Here is a 15,791-nt window from a genome sequence, read left to right as displayed (position 1 = left end):
ATCTAACGCCAAGCAGGCCCTGCTGAGTTCCTTCGAACTAGCCGTGTCGGTGGATTGTGTAGTCGACCAGCGTGACCAGCGCTTGCCGTCCCGGCCCGTCAGGCAACGCGGCCAGCTCCTCGCGCGCCTCGGCGGCGAACCGCGCGACGGTGGCCTTGGCCTTGGCCATGCCCTCGGAGGCCCGCAGCAGCGTCAACGCCTCGGCCAGCGCCTCGTCGTCCTCGACGGGCCCGGCCAGCAGCTCGCGCAGCCGGTCGGCGTCGGCGCCGCTGTCGTGCAACGCGTAGAGCACCGGCAGCGTGTGGACGCCTTCGCGCAGGTCGGTGCCGGGCAGCTTGCCGGACTCGTCAGGGTCGCTGTCGATGTCGATGATGTCGTCGGAGATCTGAAACGCCGTGCCGACGATGTCGCCGAGCCGGCTGAGCCGGGTGACCTGGTCGTCGCCGGCGCCGGAGAACATCGCGCCGAACCGGCCGGCGGCCCCGATCAGGCAGGCCGTCTTCTCGTGCACGACTTTCAGGTAGTGCGCGATCGGGTCGCCCGCGTGCGCGGGGCCCTGAGTCTCGCGCATCTGGCCGGTGACCAGCTGGGCGAATGTCTCGGCAATGATCCGCACCGCGTCCGGGCCCAGTCGCGACACCAGCCGGGAGGCCGTCGCGAACAGGTAATCGCCGGCCAGGATCGCGACGTTGTTGCCCCACCGCAGGTTGGCGCTGGGCGCACCGCGGCGCACCTGGGCTTCGTCCATCACGTCGTCGTGGTAGAGCGTGGCCAGGTGCACCAGCTCGATCACCGCGCCGGCGATGGTCACTGCCTCGGCGTCGGGGTGTGGCCCGAGCTGGGCGGACAGCACCGTGAACAGCGGGCGGAATCGTTTGCCGCCGGCCTCGAAGAGATGCAGGACAGCCTCGGTCATCAGGTCGTCCGAGCCGCGCAGTTCGGCTTCCATCAGCTGCTCGATGCGGGCCACCCCGTCGCGCACATCGGTGGCGAATGCGGCGTCACCGAAGTCCACGCCTGCCACCACCGTCGCGGGAGTCCTCACCCAACCAACATACTGGTGAGCATGGACTCCCATGCCGACGTGGTGGTCGTCGGCGCCGGACCAGCCGGATCGGCGGCGGCCGCCTGGGCCGCCCGCGCGGGTCGCGACGTGCTGGTCATCGACGCGGCGAACTTTCCCCGCGACAAGGCCTGCGGCGACGGGCTGACGCCGCGCGCGGTGGCCGAGCTGGAACGACTCGGGCTCGGCGACTGGCTCGACGCCCGGATCCGGCACCGCGGCTTGCGGATGAGCGGGTTCGGCGGCGAGGTGGAAGTCGACTGGCCCGGCCCGTCGTTCCCGTCCACCGGCAGCGCGGTGGCCCGCGTCGAACTGGACGACCGGATCCGCAAAGTGGCCGAGGAGTCCGGCGCACGTATGCGACTCGGCGTCAAAGCCGTTGGTGTTCATCATGATTCGTCGACACGGGTGACGGCGGTGACGCTGGCCGACGGGACGCAGGTCGGCTGCCGCGAGCTGATCGTCGCCGACGGCGCCCGGTCGCCGCTGGGCCGGGTGCTGGGCCGGCGGTGGCATCAGGAGACGGTGTACGGCATCGCCGCCCGTGGCTACCTGGCCACGCCGCGCAGCGAAGACCCTTGGCTGACTTCGCATTTGGAGCTGCGTTCGCCTGACGGGGCGGTGCTGCCCGGCTACGGCTGGATCTTCCCGCTGGGCAACGGCGAAGTGAACATCGGGGTGGGCGCGCTGTCGACTTCCAAGCGGCCGGCGGAACTCGCTTTAAGACCACTGATGTCGTATTACACCGACCTGCGACGCGACGAGTGGGGGTTCGAGGGCCAACCGCGAGCGATGTCGTCGGCGCTGCTGCCGATGGGCGGCGCGGTGTCGGGAGTGGCCGGCCGGAACTGGATGCTGATCGGCGACGCCGCGGCCTGCGTCAACCCACTCAACGGCGAAGGCATCGACTACGGACTGGAGACCGGACGGCTCGCGGTCGACATGCTGGGCAGCGGCGACTTATCGCGTGCCTGGCCCAGCCTGCTCCAATCCCATTACGGGCGAGGGTTTTCCGTGGCCCGCCGACTGGGACTGTTGCTGACGTTTCCGCGGTTTCTGCCCGCGACCGGGCCGATCGCAATGCGCTCGACGCGGCTGATGGGCATCGCGGTACGGGTGATGGGCAACCTGGTCACCGACGACGACGCCGACTGGGTCGCACGGGTGTGGCGCGGCAGCGGGCGGGTGTCGCGACTGGTCGATCGCCGAAAACCGTTCAGCTGACGGCGTTGCGCAACAGCGGCAGCACCTGATCGCCGATTCTGAACACCTCACCGGTCCCGGTGATGGCACACGAGAGTGACCCGGACCAGACCGCGAATCAGCGCGATCAGAAATCAGCGCTGGGGCTTGTATGCGGCGTGCAGCGCGACGATGCCGCCGGTCAGGTTGCGCCACCGCACCGCCGACCAGCCCGCGCCCGCGATCTGGTGGGCCAGCTCGGCCTGGTCGGGCCACGCCCGAATCGATTCGGCCAGATAGACATACGCATCGGGATTGCTCGATACCGCACGGGCCACCCGCGGCAGCGCCTGCATCAGGTATTCCTTGTACACGGTGGCGAACAGCCGATTGGTGGGCGTGGAGAATTCGCACACCACCAAACGTCCACCGGGCCGGGTGACCCGGGCCATCTCGCGCAGGGCCTCGCCGCGATTGGCGATGTTGCGCAGCCCGAAGCTGATGGTGACCGCGTCAAAGACGTTGTCGCCAAACGGCAATCGGGTGCCGTCGGCGGCGACCTTGGGCACCTTGCGAGCCTGCCCGGCGGTCAGCATCCCGACCGAGAAGTCCGCGGCCACGCACCACGCCCCGGAGGTGCCCAGTTCGACCGTCGACACCGCGGTGCCCGCGGCCAGATCCAGCACCTTCTCCCCCGCCCCGATGCCGAGCGCCTTGCGGGTGGCGCGACGCCAGTAGCGGTCCTGACCCATCGACAGCACGGTGTTGGTCACGTCGTAGCGACGGGCGACGCCGTCGAACATCGACGCGACCTCGCGGGGGTCTTTGTCCAGCGTGGCGCGGCTCATGAGGATGACGGTACCGGGCACAGGGAATGCAGGGCCGGGGCGCGCGTTGCACACGGTCATGGCTGAAAAAGTTTGGTTTATCACCGGTACCTCGCGTGGCTTCGGACGGGAATGGGCGATCGCCGCTCTGGAGCGTGGCGACAAGGTCGCGGCCACCGCTCGCGACACCGCGTCGCTGGACGATCTAGTCACCAAATACGGCGACGCGATTCTGCCGATCCAGTTGGACGTCACCGATCGCGCCGCGGACTTCGCCGCGGTCGAACAGGCCCATGACCACTTCGGACGCCTCGACGTCGTCGTCAACAACGCCGGCTACGGCCAGTTCGGCTTTGTCGAGGAAGTCTCCGAGCAGGACGCCCGGGACCAGTTCGAGACGAACGTGTTCGGGGCGCTGTGGGTCACCCAGGCCGCCCTGCCCTACCTGCGCGAACAGGGCAGCGGCCACATCGTTCAGGTGTCGTCGATCGGCGGCATCGTCGCGTTCCCGAACGTCGGCATCTACCACGCGTCGAAGTGGGCGCTTGAGGGTTTCTCGCAGTCGCTGGCCCAGGAAGTCGCGCCGTTCGGCGTGCACGTCACGCTGATCGAACCGGCCGGTTACGACACCGACTGGTCCGGGTCGTCGTCGAGGCGGGCGCAGGAACTGCCCGCCTACGCCGACGTGCACAAGGCCACCGAAGAGTGGCGTAAGAAGCGCTGGGCCGCGCCGGGTGATCCGAAAGCCTCGGCCGCGGCGGTGCTCAAAGTCGTCGATGCCGAGCAGCCGCCGTTGCGGGTGTTCTTCGGCGAGGCCCCGCTGGGGCTGGCGAAGGCCGACTACGAAGAACGGCTGCGGGTATGGGAGCAGTGGCAGCCGGTCGCCGAGTTGGCGCAGGGCTAGCTATTCGCCCTGGGCGTGCTGCCTGCGGGCCACCCGCGCCCGGGCGATCGGCGACAGCACCGCCTCATAATGGCCAAGCAGCTCGTCGCAGATCGCGGGCCAGCTGCGCTCGAGGATGCTCTTACGGGCGGCCACCGAGTAGCGCTGCCGGTCCTCGAGCAGGTGCTTGACGGCGTTGGGCAGTTGCGCCTCGAATTCCTTGACTCCCAACAGCAATCCGGTGCGCCACGGCGTCACCAGGTCGCGTGGTCCACCGGCATTGGGGGCGATCACCGGCAGCCCGGATGCCAACGCTTCCTGCACGACTTGGCAGAACGTCTCGTGCTCACCGGCATGCACGAAGACGTCCATGCTGGCATACGCCGCGGCGAGTTCTTCGCCGTACAACGCCCCGGTGAAAACCGCTGTCGGCATAGCCGATTGGAGCTTGGCACGGTCGACCCCGTCGCCGACGATGACCACCTGAACGTCGCCGCCGGAAGCCAGCGAGGCCAGGCGCTCGACGTGCTTCTCCGGCGCGAGCCGGCCGACGAAGCCGACGATCGGCTTGCCGTCCGGTGACCAGTGCCGGCGCAATGCCTCGTCGCGGGCCGACGGCGCGTAGCCGATCATGTCCACCCCGCGGGCCCACTTGTGCACCCGCGGAATACCGTGCTCGACAAGGGATTCCATTGTCGCCGTGGACGGTGCCAAGGTGCGGTCGGCTAGGCGGTGCAGGTGGCGGAACCAGGCCCAGGCCGCCTTCTCGGTGATGCCGATCCCGTAACTGGCCGCGAAACCCGGCACGTCGGTCTGGTACACCGCGACGGTCGGGACCCCGAGCCGTCGGGCGGCCTTCACTCCGCCCCAACCGAGCAGCGCCGGCGACGCCAAATGCACGACATCGGGCTCGAATCCGCGCAGCACGCGCAGAATTCGCGGCAGCGGAAGACCTAGCGGAAGGGTGGTCACCTTCGGGAACATCCATGACGGCACTCGATGCACTCGGATACCGTCGTAGAGACGATCGGCTGGTTCCTCGCCGTATGGAGTGTCGGGGGCAATGACGAGCGCCTCGTGGCCGGTGCGGCGCAGGTGCTCGAGGGTACGGATGACGGAGTTGCTCACGCCGTTGACGTGCGGGAGAAAGGACTCGGCGACAATCGCTACGCGCACACCATCAAGGTGACAGCGCCTTCTGTCGATATGGTTACCGACTGGCATACGCGACACGAACTCTGACACAAAGGGGGTCTGACAATGCGGTCCTACCTGGGCGTATTGGCGGCGGCACTGGGGATCGTGATGTTCAGCACCCCGACCGCGCATGCGCTTGTCCCACGAACCCTAGACGGTAACGGCGTTCTCGTCGGATCACCAGTGGCCCCAGTGCAGTTGGAGATCTTCTGCGACCCGCAATGCCCGTACTGCGCCGAGTTCGAGTCGACCGACGGCGACAAGCTGGCCGGCGCGGTGGCGAGCGGCCGGGTCGCGATCACCTACCGTTGGCTGACTTTCTTGGACCCTCGCCATCACAACGACGTGTCCGCGCGGGTCACCAACGCGCTGTTCGTCGCCGCTGACCTTGCCACGCCGCCGAACGCGTATCAGGCCTTCGTGCAAGACATCTACCGCCACCAGAGCAAAGACGGCCCGAGCGCCGGCGACGTCGCCGCGATGGCCCGCGAATCCGGCGTGCCAGATTGGCTGGCCGACCGAATCGCGTCTGGCGACAACGTGATCGACGCAGGCGCGGTCAACGACGCCAACAGCGCGCGCCTGAAAGACGAGAGCCCCGACAATCCCGGCACCCCGACGGTCTACAATCTCAACACCAAAAGCGTTGTCGATACTCAGGATTCGGCCTGGCTCGACGCACTGGCCAGCTGACGGTCCAATCGCTTGTCGAGGAAGGCCAGACCGGTCAGCGCGCCCGCGGCGACCAGAAAGCCGACCACCGCGATCGAGCCGGCCGGAATGATCGCCAGCTTGGCGGTGCGGTGCTGCACCCGGACCAGATTGGGATTGCGTTTGTCGTATTCGACGTAAATCCTCATCCCCGTTGCCAATTCGGATGGATACAGCACACCAAGCTCCGGCCGGTAGGTGACCCGGTCCGGCGTGACGAACTCGATCGTCGAGCGCCGCGGACCCGCGTCGAGCACCTCGGCCTCGGCCACACCCATGTCGCGCGAAATGGCAAGATCGTCGCGCATCGCGCCGGCCACCAGTAGCAGCGACTGCAGCATGACCAATCCGCCGACGATCAGGACCGCGATCCGTGCGTAGCGCACGGCGCGATGCCCCCGGGTGTTCGGAAACTCGCCGCTGCGACCGTGAATGAGGATGCGGGCCCAGGCTTTCAGCACCGCGAGAGCGCGGGCGAGTCGATTCACAGAGCGGCCTTGATCGCGGCGTGCAGCTGCCGCAGCGAGGACCGGTCGGCCTTGACCTCGAGCACCCGCAGGCCGGCGGCCGGCTCGTCGAGCGCGGCGCCGAGTTGCTCGACCTCGATCTGGCGGCTGTCGATGTGATAGGCGCGGCACAACGCGCCGACGTCGACGTCGTGCGGGGTGCCGAACACCCGGGCGGACACGTCGGAGAACCGCGGGTCGCCCTGCTCGAGCAGTTCGAAGATGCCGCCGCCGTTGTCGTTGGACACCACGATGGTCAGGTCGGCCGGCACCGGCTCGGTCGGCCCGATCAGCAGCCCGGAGCTGTCGTGCACGAAGGTCAGATCGCCGATCAGCGCCACCGTCCGACCGCCCGTCCGGTCATGTGCCAGCGCCGCCCCGATCGCGGTGGACACCGTGCCGTCGATGCCGGCAACGCCGCGGTTGGAGCGCACTTTGATGCCCTGTGGATTCAGCCCGACGAGCGCGGCGTCGCGCACCGGGTTGGAGGCGCCGAGCACCAGCTGGTCGCCGGGGCGCAGCGCGTCGGCGACGGCGGCGGCGACATGCAGGCCGGTGGTCAGCGGGTGGTCGGCCAGCTGGCCGCGCACCGCGGCGTTCGCATGCTCGTTGAGTTCGGCGCAGCGGCGCAACCACGCCGGATTCGGCTCACCCGTGGTCACCGCGCGGGTCCCGGTGGCTAGCGAGTTCCCGGAGACGTCGGGCCAGCGCGGTCCGGTGGTCAGCGCGTAGACCGGCACGGCCGAGTCGGCCAGCAACGTCGACACCGGTCGGTGCAGGGTGGGCCGGCCCAGCATGATCACCTGCTGCGGGCGCAGTAGCGGTAGCGCCAGCGGGTGCAGCGGGTTGGTGGCGGCCGGCGCGGTCGGCTCGGCGACGGTCGGCAGCGCGGCCAGGTTGGGTTGCTCGCCGGCGCCGTGACCGGCGATGACGACGGTGTCGGGGCTCAGGTCGATGTCCAGCGGCTGGTCGAAGGTGACCGCCGGGGTGTAGGTCCACGGCTTGCCGCCCGGCCGACCGGGCGGAGTGGGCCCGGGATCGCGGTCCGGCACCAGCGGCTCGCGCAACGGGATGTCGAATTGCACCGGCCCGGCGTTGGCGGTGCGGGAACCGGTGGCGGCGGCCAGCACCCGGCAGGTCGCCGACCGCCACGTCGCGTTGAGCGAATCCATCCGCTCGGGCGCGTTCTCGGCCAGGCCGAGGCTGATCATGGCGCGGACCTGGGTGCCGAAATAGCCCAGCTGCTCCATGGTCTGGTTTGCGCCGGTGCCGAGCAGTTCGTAGGGCCGGTTGGCCGACAGCACGATCAGCGGCACCCGCGCGTAGTTGGCCTCCACGACGGCGGGGCCCAGGTTGGCCACCGCGGTTCCCGACGTCATCGCGACACACACCGGCGTGCCCGCGCCGATCGCCAACCCGATCGCCAGAAAACCAGCGGTGCGCTCGTCGATGCGGACATGCAGCCGAACTCGGCCCGCCCGGTCGGCGTCCTGCAGTGCGAACGCCAGTGGGGCGTTACGCGAGCCGGGGCACAGCACCACGTCGCGGACGCCGCCGCGGATCAGTTCGTCGACGACGACGCGGGCCTGGGCCGTCGAGGGATTCACCAGACCAGCCTAGTCGGGTGACGATGCGGACCCCCTGGGTCCGCTGAGGAGCCCGACCAACAGTCCCGGTGACGTCAGGGCGGGCTCTCTAAACGTCAAGGACGGCCCTGTTTGAAAAAGTTGATGATCGTGTTGTTGATCAACTCCGGCCGCTCGAGGAACCCGAGATGACCGGTATCGGCGACTTTCAGGTAACTGGCGTTGGGCATCGCGTCGGCGACTTCTTTGCCCAGATGCGGCGGCGTCACCACGTCGTCGGCGAAGCCCAGCACCAGCGCCGGGGTCTGAATGCGCTGATAGGCGGGCACCCGGTTGCCCTGCGGCGACGCTTTGCCTTGGCACACGAACCCAGGGGTGATCTTGATCGGCCAGATGCTGAACATGCCGATCCACTCGGCGACGACTTCGTCGTTGCTCAACGTCTTCGGGGAAAAACTCTCCAGCAAACGGAACTTCGCATCGTAGGACGTCGGCATTTGCACGCCCGACGCGGCGAACTCGTCCTCGGCGCTACGGAAAAACTCGCGGGCCTTGTCGAGGCGCCCCCTGGTGGCCATCAACGCCGCCTGACTCACCAGATCGGGCCGGACCAGCAGCAGCTCTTGGGTGATGTAGGCGCCCATCGACACCGCGACGATGCGCACCGGACCGACGCCCAGAGATTCGATCAGCGCGATCGTGTCCGCGACCATCGTCTCGATGGTGAATCCGTCGGCATTGGCCGTCGCGCCTACCCCGCGGTTGTCGAACGTGATGACACGGAAACCGGCTGCCTGAAACGCCGGGACCTGATGCAGGTGCCAGGTGCGTCCCAGACCGCCGCGGCCGGCGATGAAGAGGACCGGTTCGCCGGTCCCGCTGACGTCGTAAGCCAGGTTGATCACGACGACGAAACTACGCGATGTCGCGCGTTGGCAGTATTTGGCAGCCTGCGGAGGCGACCTGGCAGCGGGTTCGGCCTTGACTGTGTGTATGACACAGCTCGCACTCAAGCAGGCCACCATCGAATACCAGCAATTCGGGCCGCAGGATTCTGCGCATCCGACGGTGTTCTTCGTCCACGGCATTCTGGTAGACGGGAACCTGTGGCGTGATGTCGCCGAAGACCTGGGACGGCGCGGTTACCGCTGCATCGTGCCGACCCTGCCGCTGGGCTCGCACCGAATCCCGGTCAACGACGTCGACGCGCTCTCGCTACAGGGTGTCGCCGGGATCGTCACCGACGCGATCGAGGCCCTCGACCTGTCCGACGTGACGCTGGTCGGCAGCAACACCGGCGGCGGGATCTGCCAGCTGGCGGTCGACGCCCACCCGGAGCGGATCGGCCGGCTGGTGCTGACCAATTGCGATGCCTTCGACAAGTGCCCGCCGTTCCCGTTCGACAAGGTGTTCGGCGTGCTGCGCGGACCCATCTCGATCAGGGCGATGTTCCGGCCCATGCAGCTGGCGGCGCTGCGGAACTCCGCGCTGGGTTTCGGGCTGCTGATCAGCCGACCCGATCCGGAGCTGACCGCGGCGTGGCTGCAGCCGTGTCTGGACGACGCCCGCATCTGCCGTGATCTGGCGGCGCTGCTGCGTCAGGTCGCCCGGACCGATCTCACCGATGTCGCCGCCCGGCTGCGACGATTCGCCAAGCCGGTGACGCTGGTCTGGGGCCAGGGCGACCGTTGCTTCACGCCGAGCTTGGGCCGACGGTTGGCCGAGGTGTTCAGCAACAGCAAGCTCATCGAGGTGCCGGGCGCCAAAACTTTTGTCTCACTCGACAATCCGAATGCGGTGATCGACGCTATCGCCGCCTAGCGACGGGCCTTGCCCCGCGCCGCCGTCAGCGCGCGATTCCACAGCAGCTGCGTACCGGCGCTCAGCGTCGCCGGTAGCGAGACGTCGCGGGCCAGCGACGCGGTGGCGACGGCCTTGGTTTTCGCCGAGGCCTTGGACATGTGGCCGGAGTCGAACGGCGGCTGCGGGTCGTATTCGATTCCCAACTGGATGGCCTTGGCGCGGTCTTCGCCGCCGATTTCGCCGGCCAACCACAACGCCAGATCGATGCCGGCCGACACCCCGGCGCTGCTGACGATGTCTCCTTCGTGCACCACCCGCTCATCGCCAACCGCATTGACGCCCAGCGTTTTCAGCAAAGGCAACACGCTCCAGTGCGAGGTGGCCCGTTTACCGTCGAGCAAGCCGGCGGCGGCCAGGATGAGCGAACCCGTGCACACCGAGGTCGTCCAGGTCGCAGTCTGGTGGGCGGTGCGCACCCAGTTCAGCAGCTTCTCGTCGCGGGCGTGTTCGACGGTGGTCGGTCCGCCCGGCACCAAAATGACATCCGGCGAAGGGGTTTCGGCAAACGAGTGGGTGGCTCCGATAACGAGTACGTCCGAGTCGGCGGTGATCGGGCCCGGCTCGTGCCAGACGAAGCGGACCTCGGCGTCGGGCAGCCGGTGCAGCACTTCGTAGGGGCCGATGAAGTCCAGTGCGGTGAATCCTGGGTACAACACGATCGCGATCTGGGTCATGCGAATGTCCTCCTGTACTGGTCGGGTGAGATGCCGATACGTCGAATAAAGTTGCGGCGCATGGTTTCCGCGGTGCCGAAGCCGCACCGGGTCGCGATGGCCACCACGGTGTCGTCGGTCTGCTCGAGTTGACGACGGGCCGCCTCGGTGCGGACGCGCTCCACATAGGCGCCGGGTGCTTCGCCGACCTCGTCGGTGAACACCCGGGTGAAGTGCCGCGGGCTCATCGCGGCCAGGCGCGCCAGCTCGGTGATGCTGTACGGGCCACCGGGCTCGGACTCGACGGCGTCCTGCACGGCGCGGATCGGTTCGCGTTTGGCGCGGGCCACCCAGACCGGCGCGGCGAATTGTGTTTGGCCGCCGGGACGCCGGAGGTAGAGCACCAGCCAGCGGGCCACCGTCTGGGCAATCTCGGTGCCGTAGTCCTCCTCGACCAGTGCCAGCGCCAGGTCGATGCCGGCGCTGACGCCCGCCGCCGTCCACACCTTCGGCGAGCTGCGCAGGAAGATCGGATCCGGGTCGACGTCGACGGCCGGGAATTCGCGCGCCAGCTGGTTCGCATAGGCCCAGTGCGTGGTCGCCCGGCAACCGTCGAGCAGGCCGGCGTGCGCGGCCAGAAACGCACCGGTGCAGACCGTGACGACGCGGCGGGCGTGCGGCGCCGCCGCGACGATCCAGTCGATCAGGCGCGGGTCGCGCCGCTCGGTGCGTGCTCCGCGACCGCCCGGCAGCACCAGGGTGTCGACGGGTTCGGTGGGGTCGGGCAGGTCGACGGCGCCGAAGCTCAGCCCGGTCTCGGTGGTCACCGGCTGCCCGTCGAGCGACACCACCATCGGCTGGTAGGCCGGCTCGCTGCCCTGCACGGCCAGCGACGCGGAGGTGAACACCTCGAACGGGCCGACCAGGTCCAGTCCCTGGATGCCGGGAAACCCGACGATCAGCACTTTTCGCGTCATGCGATCAGTGTCGACGACACAGTGCCGTGGCGTCTACGCCATGTACCCCACAAATCAGGACATCAACGGATAGCAGGCCTTCACCCGGTCGATCCACCACTGTCGCCGCTGCGGTGGCGCGGCCAGCGCCTGCAACCGCGCCGGGTCGGGCGTCACCGGCCCGACCGGCAGGTAGCCGTCGACGGCGGCGAGGGGTTCGGCGACGTCCTCGACGAACAGTCGGCCGGTGCCCAGCCCGCAGGCATGTCGCAGCTCCGGCAGCGCCGAGGCGGCGGACAGGCCAGTCGCGATGCCCACCGCCGAGTCGAGCGCGCTGGACACCACGACCGGGATGTCGATCTGCCCGGCGATGGTCAGCAACGCCGAAATACCGCCCAGCGGAGCGACTTTCAGCACCGCGATATCGGCGGCGCCGGCGCGCACCACGGCCAGCGGGTCGCCGGCCTTGCGGATACTCTCGTCGGCGGCCACCGGCACGTCGACCTGACGGCGCACCTGGGCTAGTTCCTCGACGGTGGCGCACGGTTGCTCGAGATACTCCAACGGGCCGAGGGCCCTGGCAGCTGCGACGGCCTGCTCGACCGTCCAGGCGCCGTTGGCGTCGACCCGCACGGTCGGCACCAGCGCGCGCACCGCGTCGACCCGGGACACGTCGTCGTCGAGGCTCTGGCCGGGTTCGGCAACCTTCACCTTGGCGGTGCGGGCGCCGGGAAAGCGAGCCATGATCTCGGGCACCTGCTCGGCGGGCACCGCGGGCACAGTGGCGTTCACCTCGATACGCATCCGCAGCGGCGGCGGCGGCATCCGGTAGGCCGAGTCGAGCGCGGCAGCCAGCCAGTGCGCGGCTTCGGCGTCGTCGTATTCCAGGAACGCGCCGAATTCGCCCCAGCCGCTTGGGCCGTCGATCAGCGCCACTTCGCGAGTGGTGATGCCGCGGAAGCGCACCCGCATCGGCAGCGACACCACGTGCAGGCGGTCCAGCACGTCGTCCAGTACGACGCTCACTGCGCGTAGACCCGGCGCCCCGCCAAATACGTTGCGCGAACGTCCAAGTCGGCGATGTGCTCCGGCGGCACGGCGCGCGGATCGGCCGACAGCACAACCAGATCGGCGTACTTGCCGACTTCCAGTGAGCCGACGATGTCGTCGGCGAACAGCTGCCACGCCGCGTCGATGGTCTGCGCCCGAATCGCCTGCTCGACGGTGAGCCGCTCTTCGGGGCCCAGCACCCGGCCGCTCGGCGCTGTGCGCGTCACGGCGACGCTGATGTTGCGCAGCGGCTCCTCGGGGGTGACCGGCGGATCGTTGTGCAGCGAGATGCGCATGCCGGTGGCCACCGCGGAACCTGCCGGCATCCAACGGGATCCGCGCTCTTCGCCGAACAGGCCGTCGACGATGACGTCGCCCCAGTAGTGAATCTGGTCGACGAAGATGCTGCAGGTGACGCCGAGGTTCGCGGCACGTTGAAGTTGCTCGGGCCGGATCGCGCCGACATGCTCGAGCCGCAAGCGATGGTCTGCGCGTGGATTGCGTTGCAGCGCTTGATCGTATACGTCGAGGATGGTGTCCACCCCGGCGTCGCCCTGGACGTGACAGGCCATCTGCCAGCCGTGCGGGTAGTAGGCGCCGACGATCTCGGTGAGCTGTTCGGCGGTGTAGTTGGCGCAGCCGCAGGAGCCCGGCGTCACGCCGATGGCCCGGGTCGCGGCGGTATCCAGATACGGGAACGACAGCGCGATGTTGCCCACCCACGGCGAGCCGTCGACCCAGCACTTGATGCCGACCTGACGCACCATGTCGTCACCGTCGCCTGGCGCGGCGGTGGTCGACATCGCTGCGTTAGAGACCTCATAGGTACGCAGCCGGACCGACAACTGGTCGCGCAGGTGCTCGACCAGCGGACGGAAATTCGGGTCGAACGCCATCTCCGAACACATGGTCAGGCCCGCGCGGTTGAGCCGGGCGCATTCGGCCAGCAACATCGCCGGGAAGTCGTTCGGCGAGATCGCCCCGCCCAGCAGGGGGAACACCGCGCCGATCTCTTCGGCGGAGCCGTCGAGTTCGCCGTTCGCGTCGCGGCCGTATTTGGCGCCCTTGGGGTCCGGGGTGTCGCGGTTCAGGCCGTTGAGTTTGGCGGCGAGCGAATTGAAGTAGGCCTTGTGCCCGGAGTTGTGGATGATGACCAGCGGTCCGTCCGGTGCGACGTCGTCCAGCCAGGTCAGCGTCGGCGCCGGTAGGCCGGGCTGGAGCAGCGGATCCCAGCCGTTGAGGTAGGCCCCGGCGGACCCGCGGCCGGCGACTTCGCGGCGGACCGCGTCGACGACCTCGTCGGCGCCGCGCATGATGACCGGCCGGATGTCGACGATGCGGTCCGACAGGGCGATCGCCTCCATCAGCGGATGGCCATGCGCCTCAATGAATCCCGGCATCACACAGCCGTCGCCGAGGTCGATGACCTGGGTGTCGGGGCCGACCCGGGCGGCGACGACGGACCGATCGCCGACGGCGACGATCCGGCCGTCGGCGACCGCCAGCGCCTCAGCCGTGGGCTGGGCGTCGTCGACGGTCAACACGGTTCCGTACATGACGACATCTGCGGCGGCCATGTCCACGAATGCTAGTGATGGTTGGGGTATCCCAGGGGGTTGCAGACAGAAATTGCAACACGTTCTAGTCTGGCCACATGAGTGACGATCTGTTGCGCCATCCGACCCACAACGGCCACTTGCTGGTGGGCGCGCTCAAGCGCCACAAGAACCGCCCGGTGCTGTTCCTCGGCGACACCACCCTGACCGGCGGTCAATTGGCCGAGCGGATCAGCCAGTACACCCAGGCATTCGAGGCCTTGGGCGCCGGCACCGGCGTCACCGTCGGCCTGCTGGCGCTGAACCGTCCCGAGGTGCTGATGATCCTCGGCGCCAGCCAGACCCAGGGCTACCGGCGCACCGCCCTGCACCCGCTCGGCTCACTCGATGACCACGCCTACGTACTCTCCGACTGCGGCGCCAGCTCGCTGATCGTCGACCCCAACCCGATGTTCGTCGAGCGCGCGCTGGGCCTGCTGGAGAAGGTGGACTCGCTCAAGCAGATCCTCACCATCGGCCCGGTTCCCGAGGCGCTGAAGGGGCACGCGGTCGACCTGTCGGCCGAGGCGGCCAAATACCAGCCCAAGCCGTTGGTGGTCGCCGAGCTGGCACCGGACCACATCGGGGGCATGGCCTACACCGGCGGGACCACCGGCAAGCCCAAGGGCGTCATGGGTACCACGGGGAACATCGCCGCGATGACCCAGATCCAGCTCGCCGAGTGGGAGTGGCCGGAAACCCCGCGCTTTCTGATGTGCACGCCGCTGTCGCACGCCGGTGCGGCGTTCTTCACGCCCACCGTGGTCAAGGGCGGCGAGATGGTGGTGTTGAGCAAGTTCGATCCCGCCGAGGTGCTGAAAACCATTGAAGAACAGAAGATCACGGCGACCATGCTGGTGCCGTCGATGCTCTATGCGCTGATGGACCACCCGGATTCGCACACCCGGGACCTGTCGTCGTTGGAGACCGTTTACTACGGCGCCTCGGCGATGAACCCGGTGCGGCTGGCCGAGGCGATCCGGCGGTTCGGGCCGATCTTCGCCCAGTACTACGGCCAGTCCGAGGCGCCGATGGCGATCACGTATCTGGCCAAGGCCGATCACGACGAGAAGCGGCTGACGTCGTGCGGGCGCCCGACGTTGTTCGCCCGCGTGGCATTGCTCGGCGAGGACGGCAAGCCGGTGCCGCAAGGCGAGCCGGGCGAAATCTGTGTCAGCGGGCCACTTTTGGCCGGCGGCTACTGGAATCTGCCCGAGGCGACGGCCGACACCTTCAAGGACGGCTGGCTGCACACCGGCGACATGGCCCGCGAGGACGAAGACGGCTTCTACTTCATCGTCGACCGGGTCAAGGACATGATCGTCACGGGCGGATTCAACGTGTTTCCCCGCGAGGTGGAAGACGTTGTGGCCGAACATCCTTCGATCGCCCAGGTGTGCGTGGTCGGGACACCCGACGACAAGTGGGGCGAGGCCGTCACCGCCGTGGTGGTGTTGCGGTCCGACGCGCCAACCGACGAGGCGGCGATCGACACGATGACCGCCGAGATCCAGGCCGCGGTCAAGGAGCGTAAGGGCTCGGTGCAGTCACCCAAGCGGATCGAGATCGTCGACGCGCTGCCGTTGACAGGTCTGGGCAAGCCGGACAAAAAGGCTGTGCGGGCGAGGTTCTGGGAAGGCGCGGGCCGGGCCGTCGGCTAGAGCCTCGGGGCTCGAGCGCCCGGCCAACTGGGCGCTCGCATCCCAACGCCCGGCAGGT

15 protein-coding genes are annotated in these 15,791 nt (G+C 68.5%); 5 read left to right on the top strand and 10 right to left on the bottom strand.

The features are described 5' to 3' along the window. Positions 1-37: 37 nt before the first annotated feature. Positions 38-1,045, bottom strand: coding sequence for a nonaprenyl/(2E,6E)-farnesyl/geranylgeranyl diphosphat synthase (grcC1, locus tag G6N27_RS20155; protein WP_163779473.1), 1,008 nt, complete (start codon positions 1,043-1,045; stop codon positions 38-40). A 15-nt stretch (positions 1,046-1,060) separates the two neighbouring features. Here grcC1 and menJ point away from each other — a divergent pair, with 15 nt between their 5' ends. Further along, positions 1,061-2,287, top strand: coding sequence for a menaquinone reductase (gene menJ / locus G6N27_RS20150; RefSeq protein WP_163779471.1), 1,227 nt, complete (start codon positions 1,061-1,063; stop codon positions 2,285-2,287). A 113-nt stretch (positions 2,288-2,400) separates the two neighbouring features. Here the strand turns inward: menJ and G6N27_RS20145 are convergent, their stop codons facing one another. Continuing rightward, complete coding sequence (locus G6N27_RS20145; protein ID WP_163779469.1) at positions 2,401-3,093, bottom strand: demethylmenaquinone methyltransferase; 693 nt, start codon at positions 3,091-3,093, stop codon at positions 2,401-2,403. Between the two features lie 58 nt (positions 3,094-3,151). Here G6N27_RS20145 and G6N27_RS20140 point away from each other — a divergent pair, with 58 nt between their 5' ends. Next, the gene (locus G6N27_RS20140) at positions 3,152-3,976 is read left to right on the top strand and encodes an SDR family oxidoreductase (RefSeq protein ID WP_163779467.1); all 825 of its coding nucleotides are present in this window, start codon (positions 3,152-3,154) and stop codon (positions 3,974-3,976) included. On the opposite strand, the gene G6N27_RS20135 is transcribed toward G6N27_RS20140, so the two are convergent. Beyond that, entirely contained in the window at positions 3,977-5,131 is a 1,155-nt protein-coding gene (locus G6N27_RS20135) for a glycosyltransferase family 4 protein (RefSeq protein ID WP_197746511.1), read from the bottom strand. 84 nt (positions 5,132-5,215) lie between these two features. On the opposite strand from G6N27_RS20135, the gene G6N27_RS20130 reads away from it, so the two are divergent. Next, positions 5,216-5,845: a DsbA family protein gene (locus tag G6N27_RS20130; protein WP_232064701.1), complete on the top strand. Its 630-nt coding sequence runs from the start codon at positions 5,216-5,218 to the stop codon at positions 5,843-5,845. On the opposite strand, the gene G6N27_RS20125 is transcribed toward G6N27_RS20130, so the two are convergent. The 3 genes from G6N27_RS20125 to G6N27_RS20115 form a co-directional block, all read right to left on the bottom strand. After that, entirely contained in the window at positions 5,809-6,324 is a 516-nt protein-coding gene (locus G6N27_RS20125; RefSeq protein ID WP_163782085.1) for a DUF3592 domain-containing protein, read from the bottom strand. The genes G6N27_RS20130 and G6N27_RS20125 overlap by 37 nt on opposite strands. Before the next feature lie 23 nt (positions 6,325-6,347). Then, positions 6,348-7,976, bottom strand: coding sequence for a 2-succinyl-5-enolpyruvyl-6-hydroxy-3-cyclohexene-1-carboxylic-acid synthase (gene menD / locus G6N27_RS20120; RefSeq protein WP_163779463.1), 1,629 nt, complete (start codon positions 7,974-7,976; stop codon positions 6,348-6,350). 95 nt (positions 7,977-8,071) lie between these two features. Continuing rightward, a complete protein-coding gene (locus tag G6N27_RS20115; protein WP_163779461.1) occupies positions 8,072-8,860 on the bottom strand; it encodes an alpha/beta fold hydrolase in 789 nt (262 codons plus the stop codon). Between the two features lie 88 nt (positions 8,861-8,948). Here G6N27_RS20115 and G6N27_RS20110 point away from each other — a divergent pair, with 88 nt between their 5' ends. Beyond that, positions 8,949-9,776 (top strand): alpha/beta fold hydrolase, encoded by an 828-nt coding sequence (locus tag G6N27_RS20110; protein WP_163779459.1) that lies wholly within the window; start codon positions 8,949-8,951, stop codon positions 9,774-9,776. Here the strand turns inward: G6N27_RS20110 and G6N27_RS20105 are convergent. The 4 genes from G6N27_RS20105 to G6N27_RS20090 are packed head-to-tail and all read right to left on the bottom strand — an operon-like array spanning position 9,773 to position 14,054. Further along, on the bottom strand, positions 9,773-10,492 hold the full coding sequence (locus tag G6N27_RS20105) for a DJ-1/PfpI family protein (protein ID WP_163779457.1): 720 nt from the start codon (positions 10,490-10,492) through the stop codon (positions 9,773-9,775). The two genes, G6N27_RS20110 and G6N27_RS20105, sit on opposite strands and share 4 nt — an antisense overlap. Next, on the bottom strand, positions 10,489-11,448 hold the full coding sequence (locus tag G6N27_RS20100; protein ID WP_163779455.1) for a GlxA family transcriptional regulator: 960 nt from the start codon (positions 11,446-11,448) through the stop codon (positions 10,489-10,491). Before G6N27_RS20100 ends, G6N27_RS20105 begins: the two co-directional genes overlap by 4 nt. Positions 11,449-11,502: 54 nt before the next feature. After that, positions 11,503-12,399, bottom strand: a complete 897-nt coding sequence (locus G6N27_RS20095) for an o-succinylbenzoate synthase (RefSeq protein ID WP_232065144.1) — start codon at positions 12,397-12,399, stop codon at positions 11,503-11,505. Between the two features lie 50 nt (positions 12,400-12,449). After that, positions 12,450-14,054, bottom strand: a complete 1,605-nt coding sequence (locus tag G6N27_RS20090; RefSeq protein ID WP_163779452.1) for an amidohydrolase — start codon at positions 14,052-14,054, stop codon at positions 12,450-12,452. 77 nt (positions 14,055-14,131) lie between these two features. On the opposite strand from G6N27_RS20090, the gene fadD8 reads away from it, so the two are divergent. Beyond that, entirely contained in the window at positions 14,132-15,733 is a 1,602-nt protein-coding gene (gene fadD8 / locus G6N27_RS20085) for a fatty-acid--CoA ligase FadD8 (RefSeq protein WP_163779450.1), read from the top strand. Positions 15,734-15,791 lie beyond the last annotated feature (58 nt).

The organism is Mycobacterium cookii (genome assembly GCF_010727945.1).
GTDB classification, from domain to species: Bacteria; Actinomycetota; Actinomycetes; order Mycobacteriales; family Mycobacteriaceae; genus Mycobacterium; species Mycobacterium cookii.
The sequence above is the reverse complement of the archived record's forward strand: the minus strand, read 5'-3'. Positions and strand labels throughout refer to the sequence as shown.

Coding starts and splice junctions, on each gene's coding strand:
- G6N27_RS20100 (WP_163779455.1), bottom strand. CDS start 11,448: ATGACGCGAAAAGTGCTGATCGTCGGGTTTCCCGGCATCCAGGGACTG.
- G6N27_RS20145 (WP_163779469.1), bottom strand. CDS start 3,093: ATGAGCCGCGCCACGCTGGACAAAGACCCCCGCGAGGTCGCGTCGATG.
- G6N27_RS20140 (WP_163779467.1), top strand. CDS start 3,152: ATGGCTGAAAAAGTTTGGTTTATCACCGGTACCTCGCGTGGCTTCGGA.
- G6N27_RS20130 (WP_232064701.1), top strand. CDS start 5,216: ATGCGGTCCTACCTGGGCGTATTGGCGGCGGCACTGGGGATCGTGATG.
- G6N27_RS20105 (WP_163779457.1), bottom strand. CDS start 10,492: ATGACCCAGATCGCGATCGTGTTGTACCCAGGATTCACCGCACTGGAC.
- G6N27_RS20090 (WP_163779452.1), bottom strand. CDS start 14,054: ATGGCCGCCGCAGATGTCGTCATGTACGGAACCGTGTTGACCGTCGAC.
- fadD8 (WP_163779450.1), top strand. CDS start 14,132: ATGAGTGACGATCTGTTGCGCCATCCGACCCACAACGGCCACTTGCTG.
- G6N27_RS20110 (WP_163779459.1), top strand. CDS start 8,949: ATGACACAGCTCGCACTCAAGCAGGCCACCATCGAATACCAGCAATTC.
- G6N27_RS20095 (WP_232065144.1), bottom strand. CDS start 12,399: ATGCGGGTGCGCTTCCGCGGCATCACCACTCGCGAAGTGGCGCTGATC.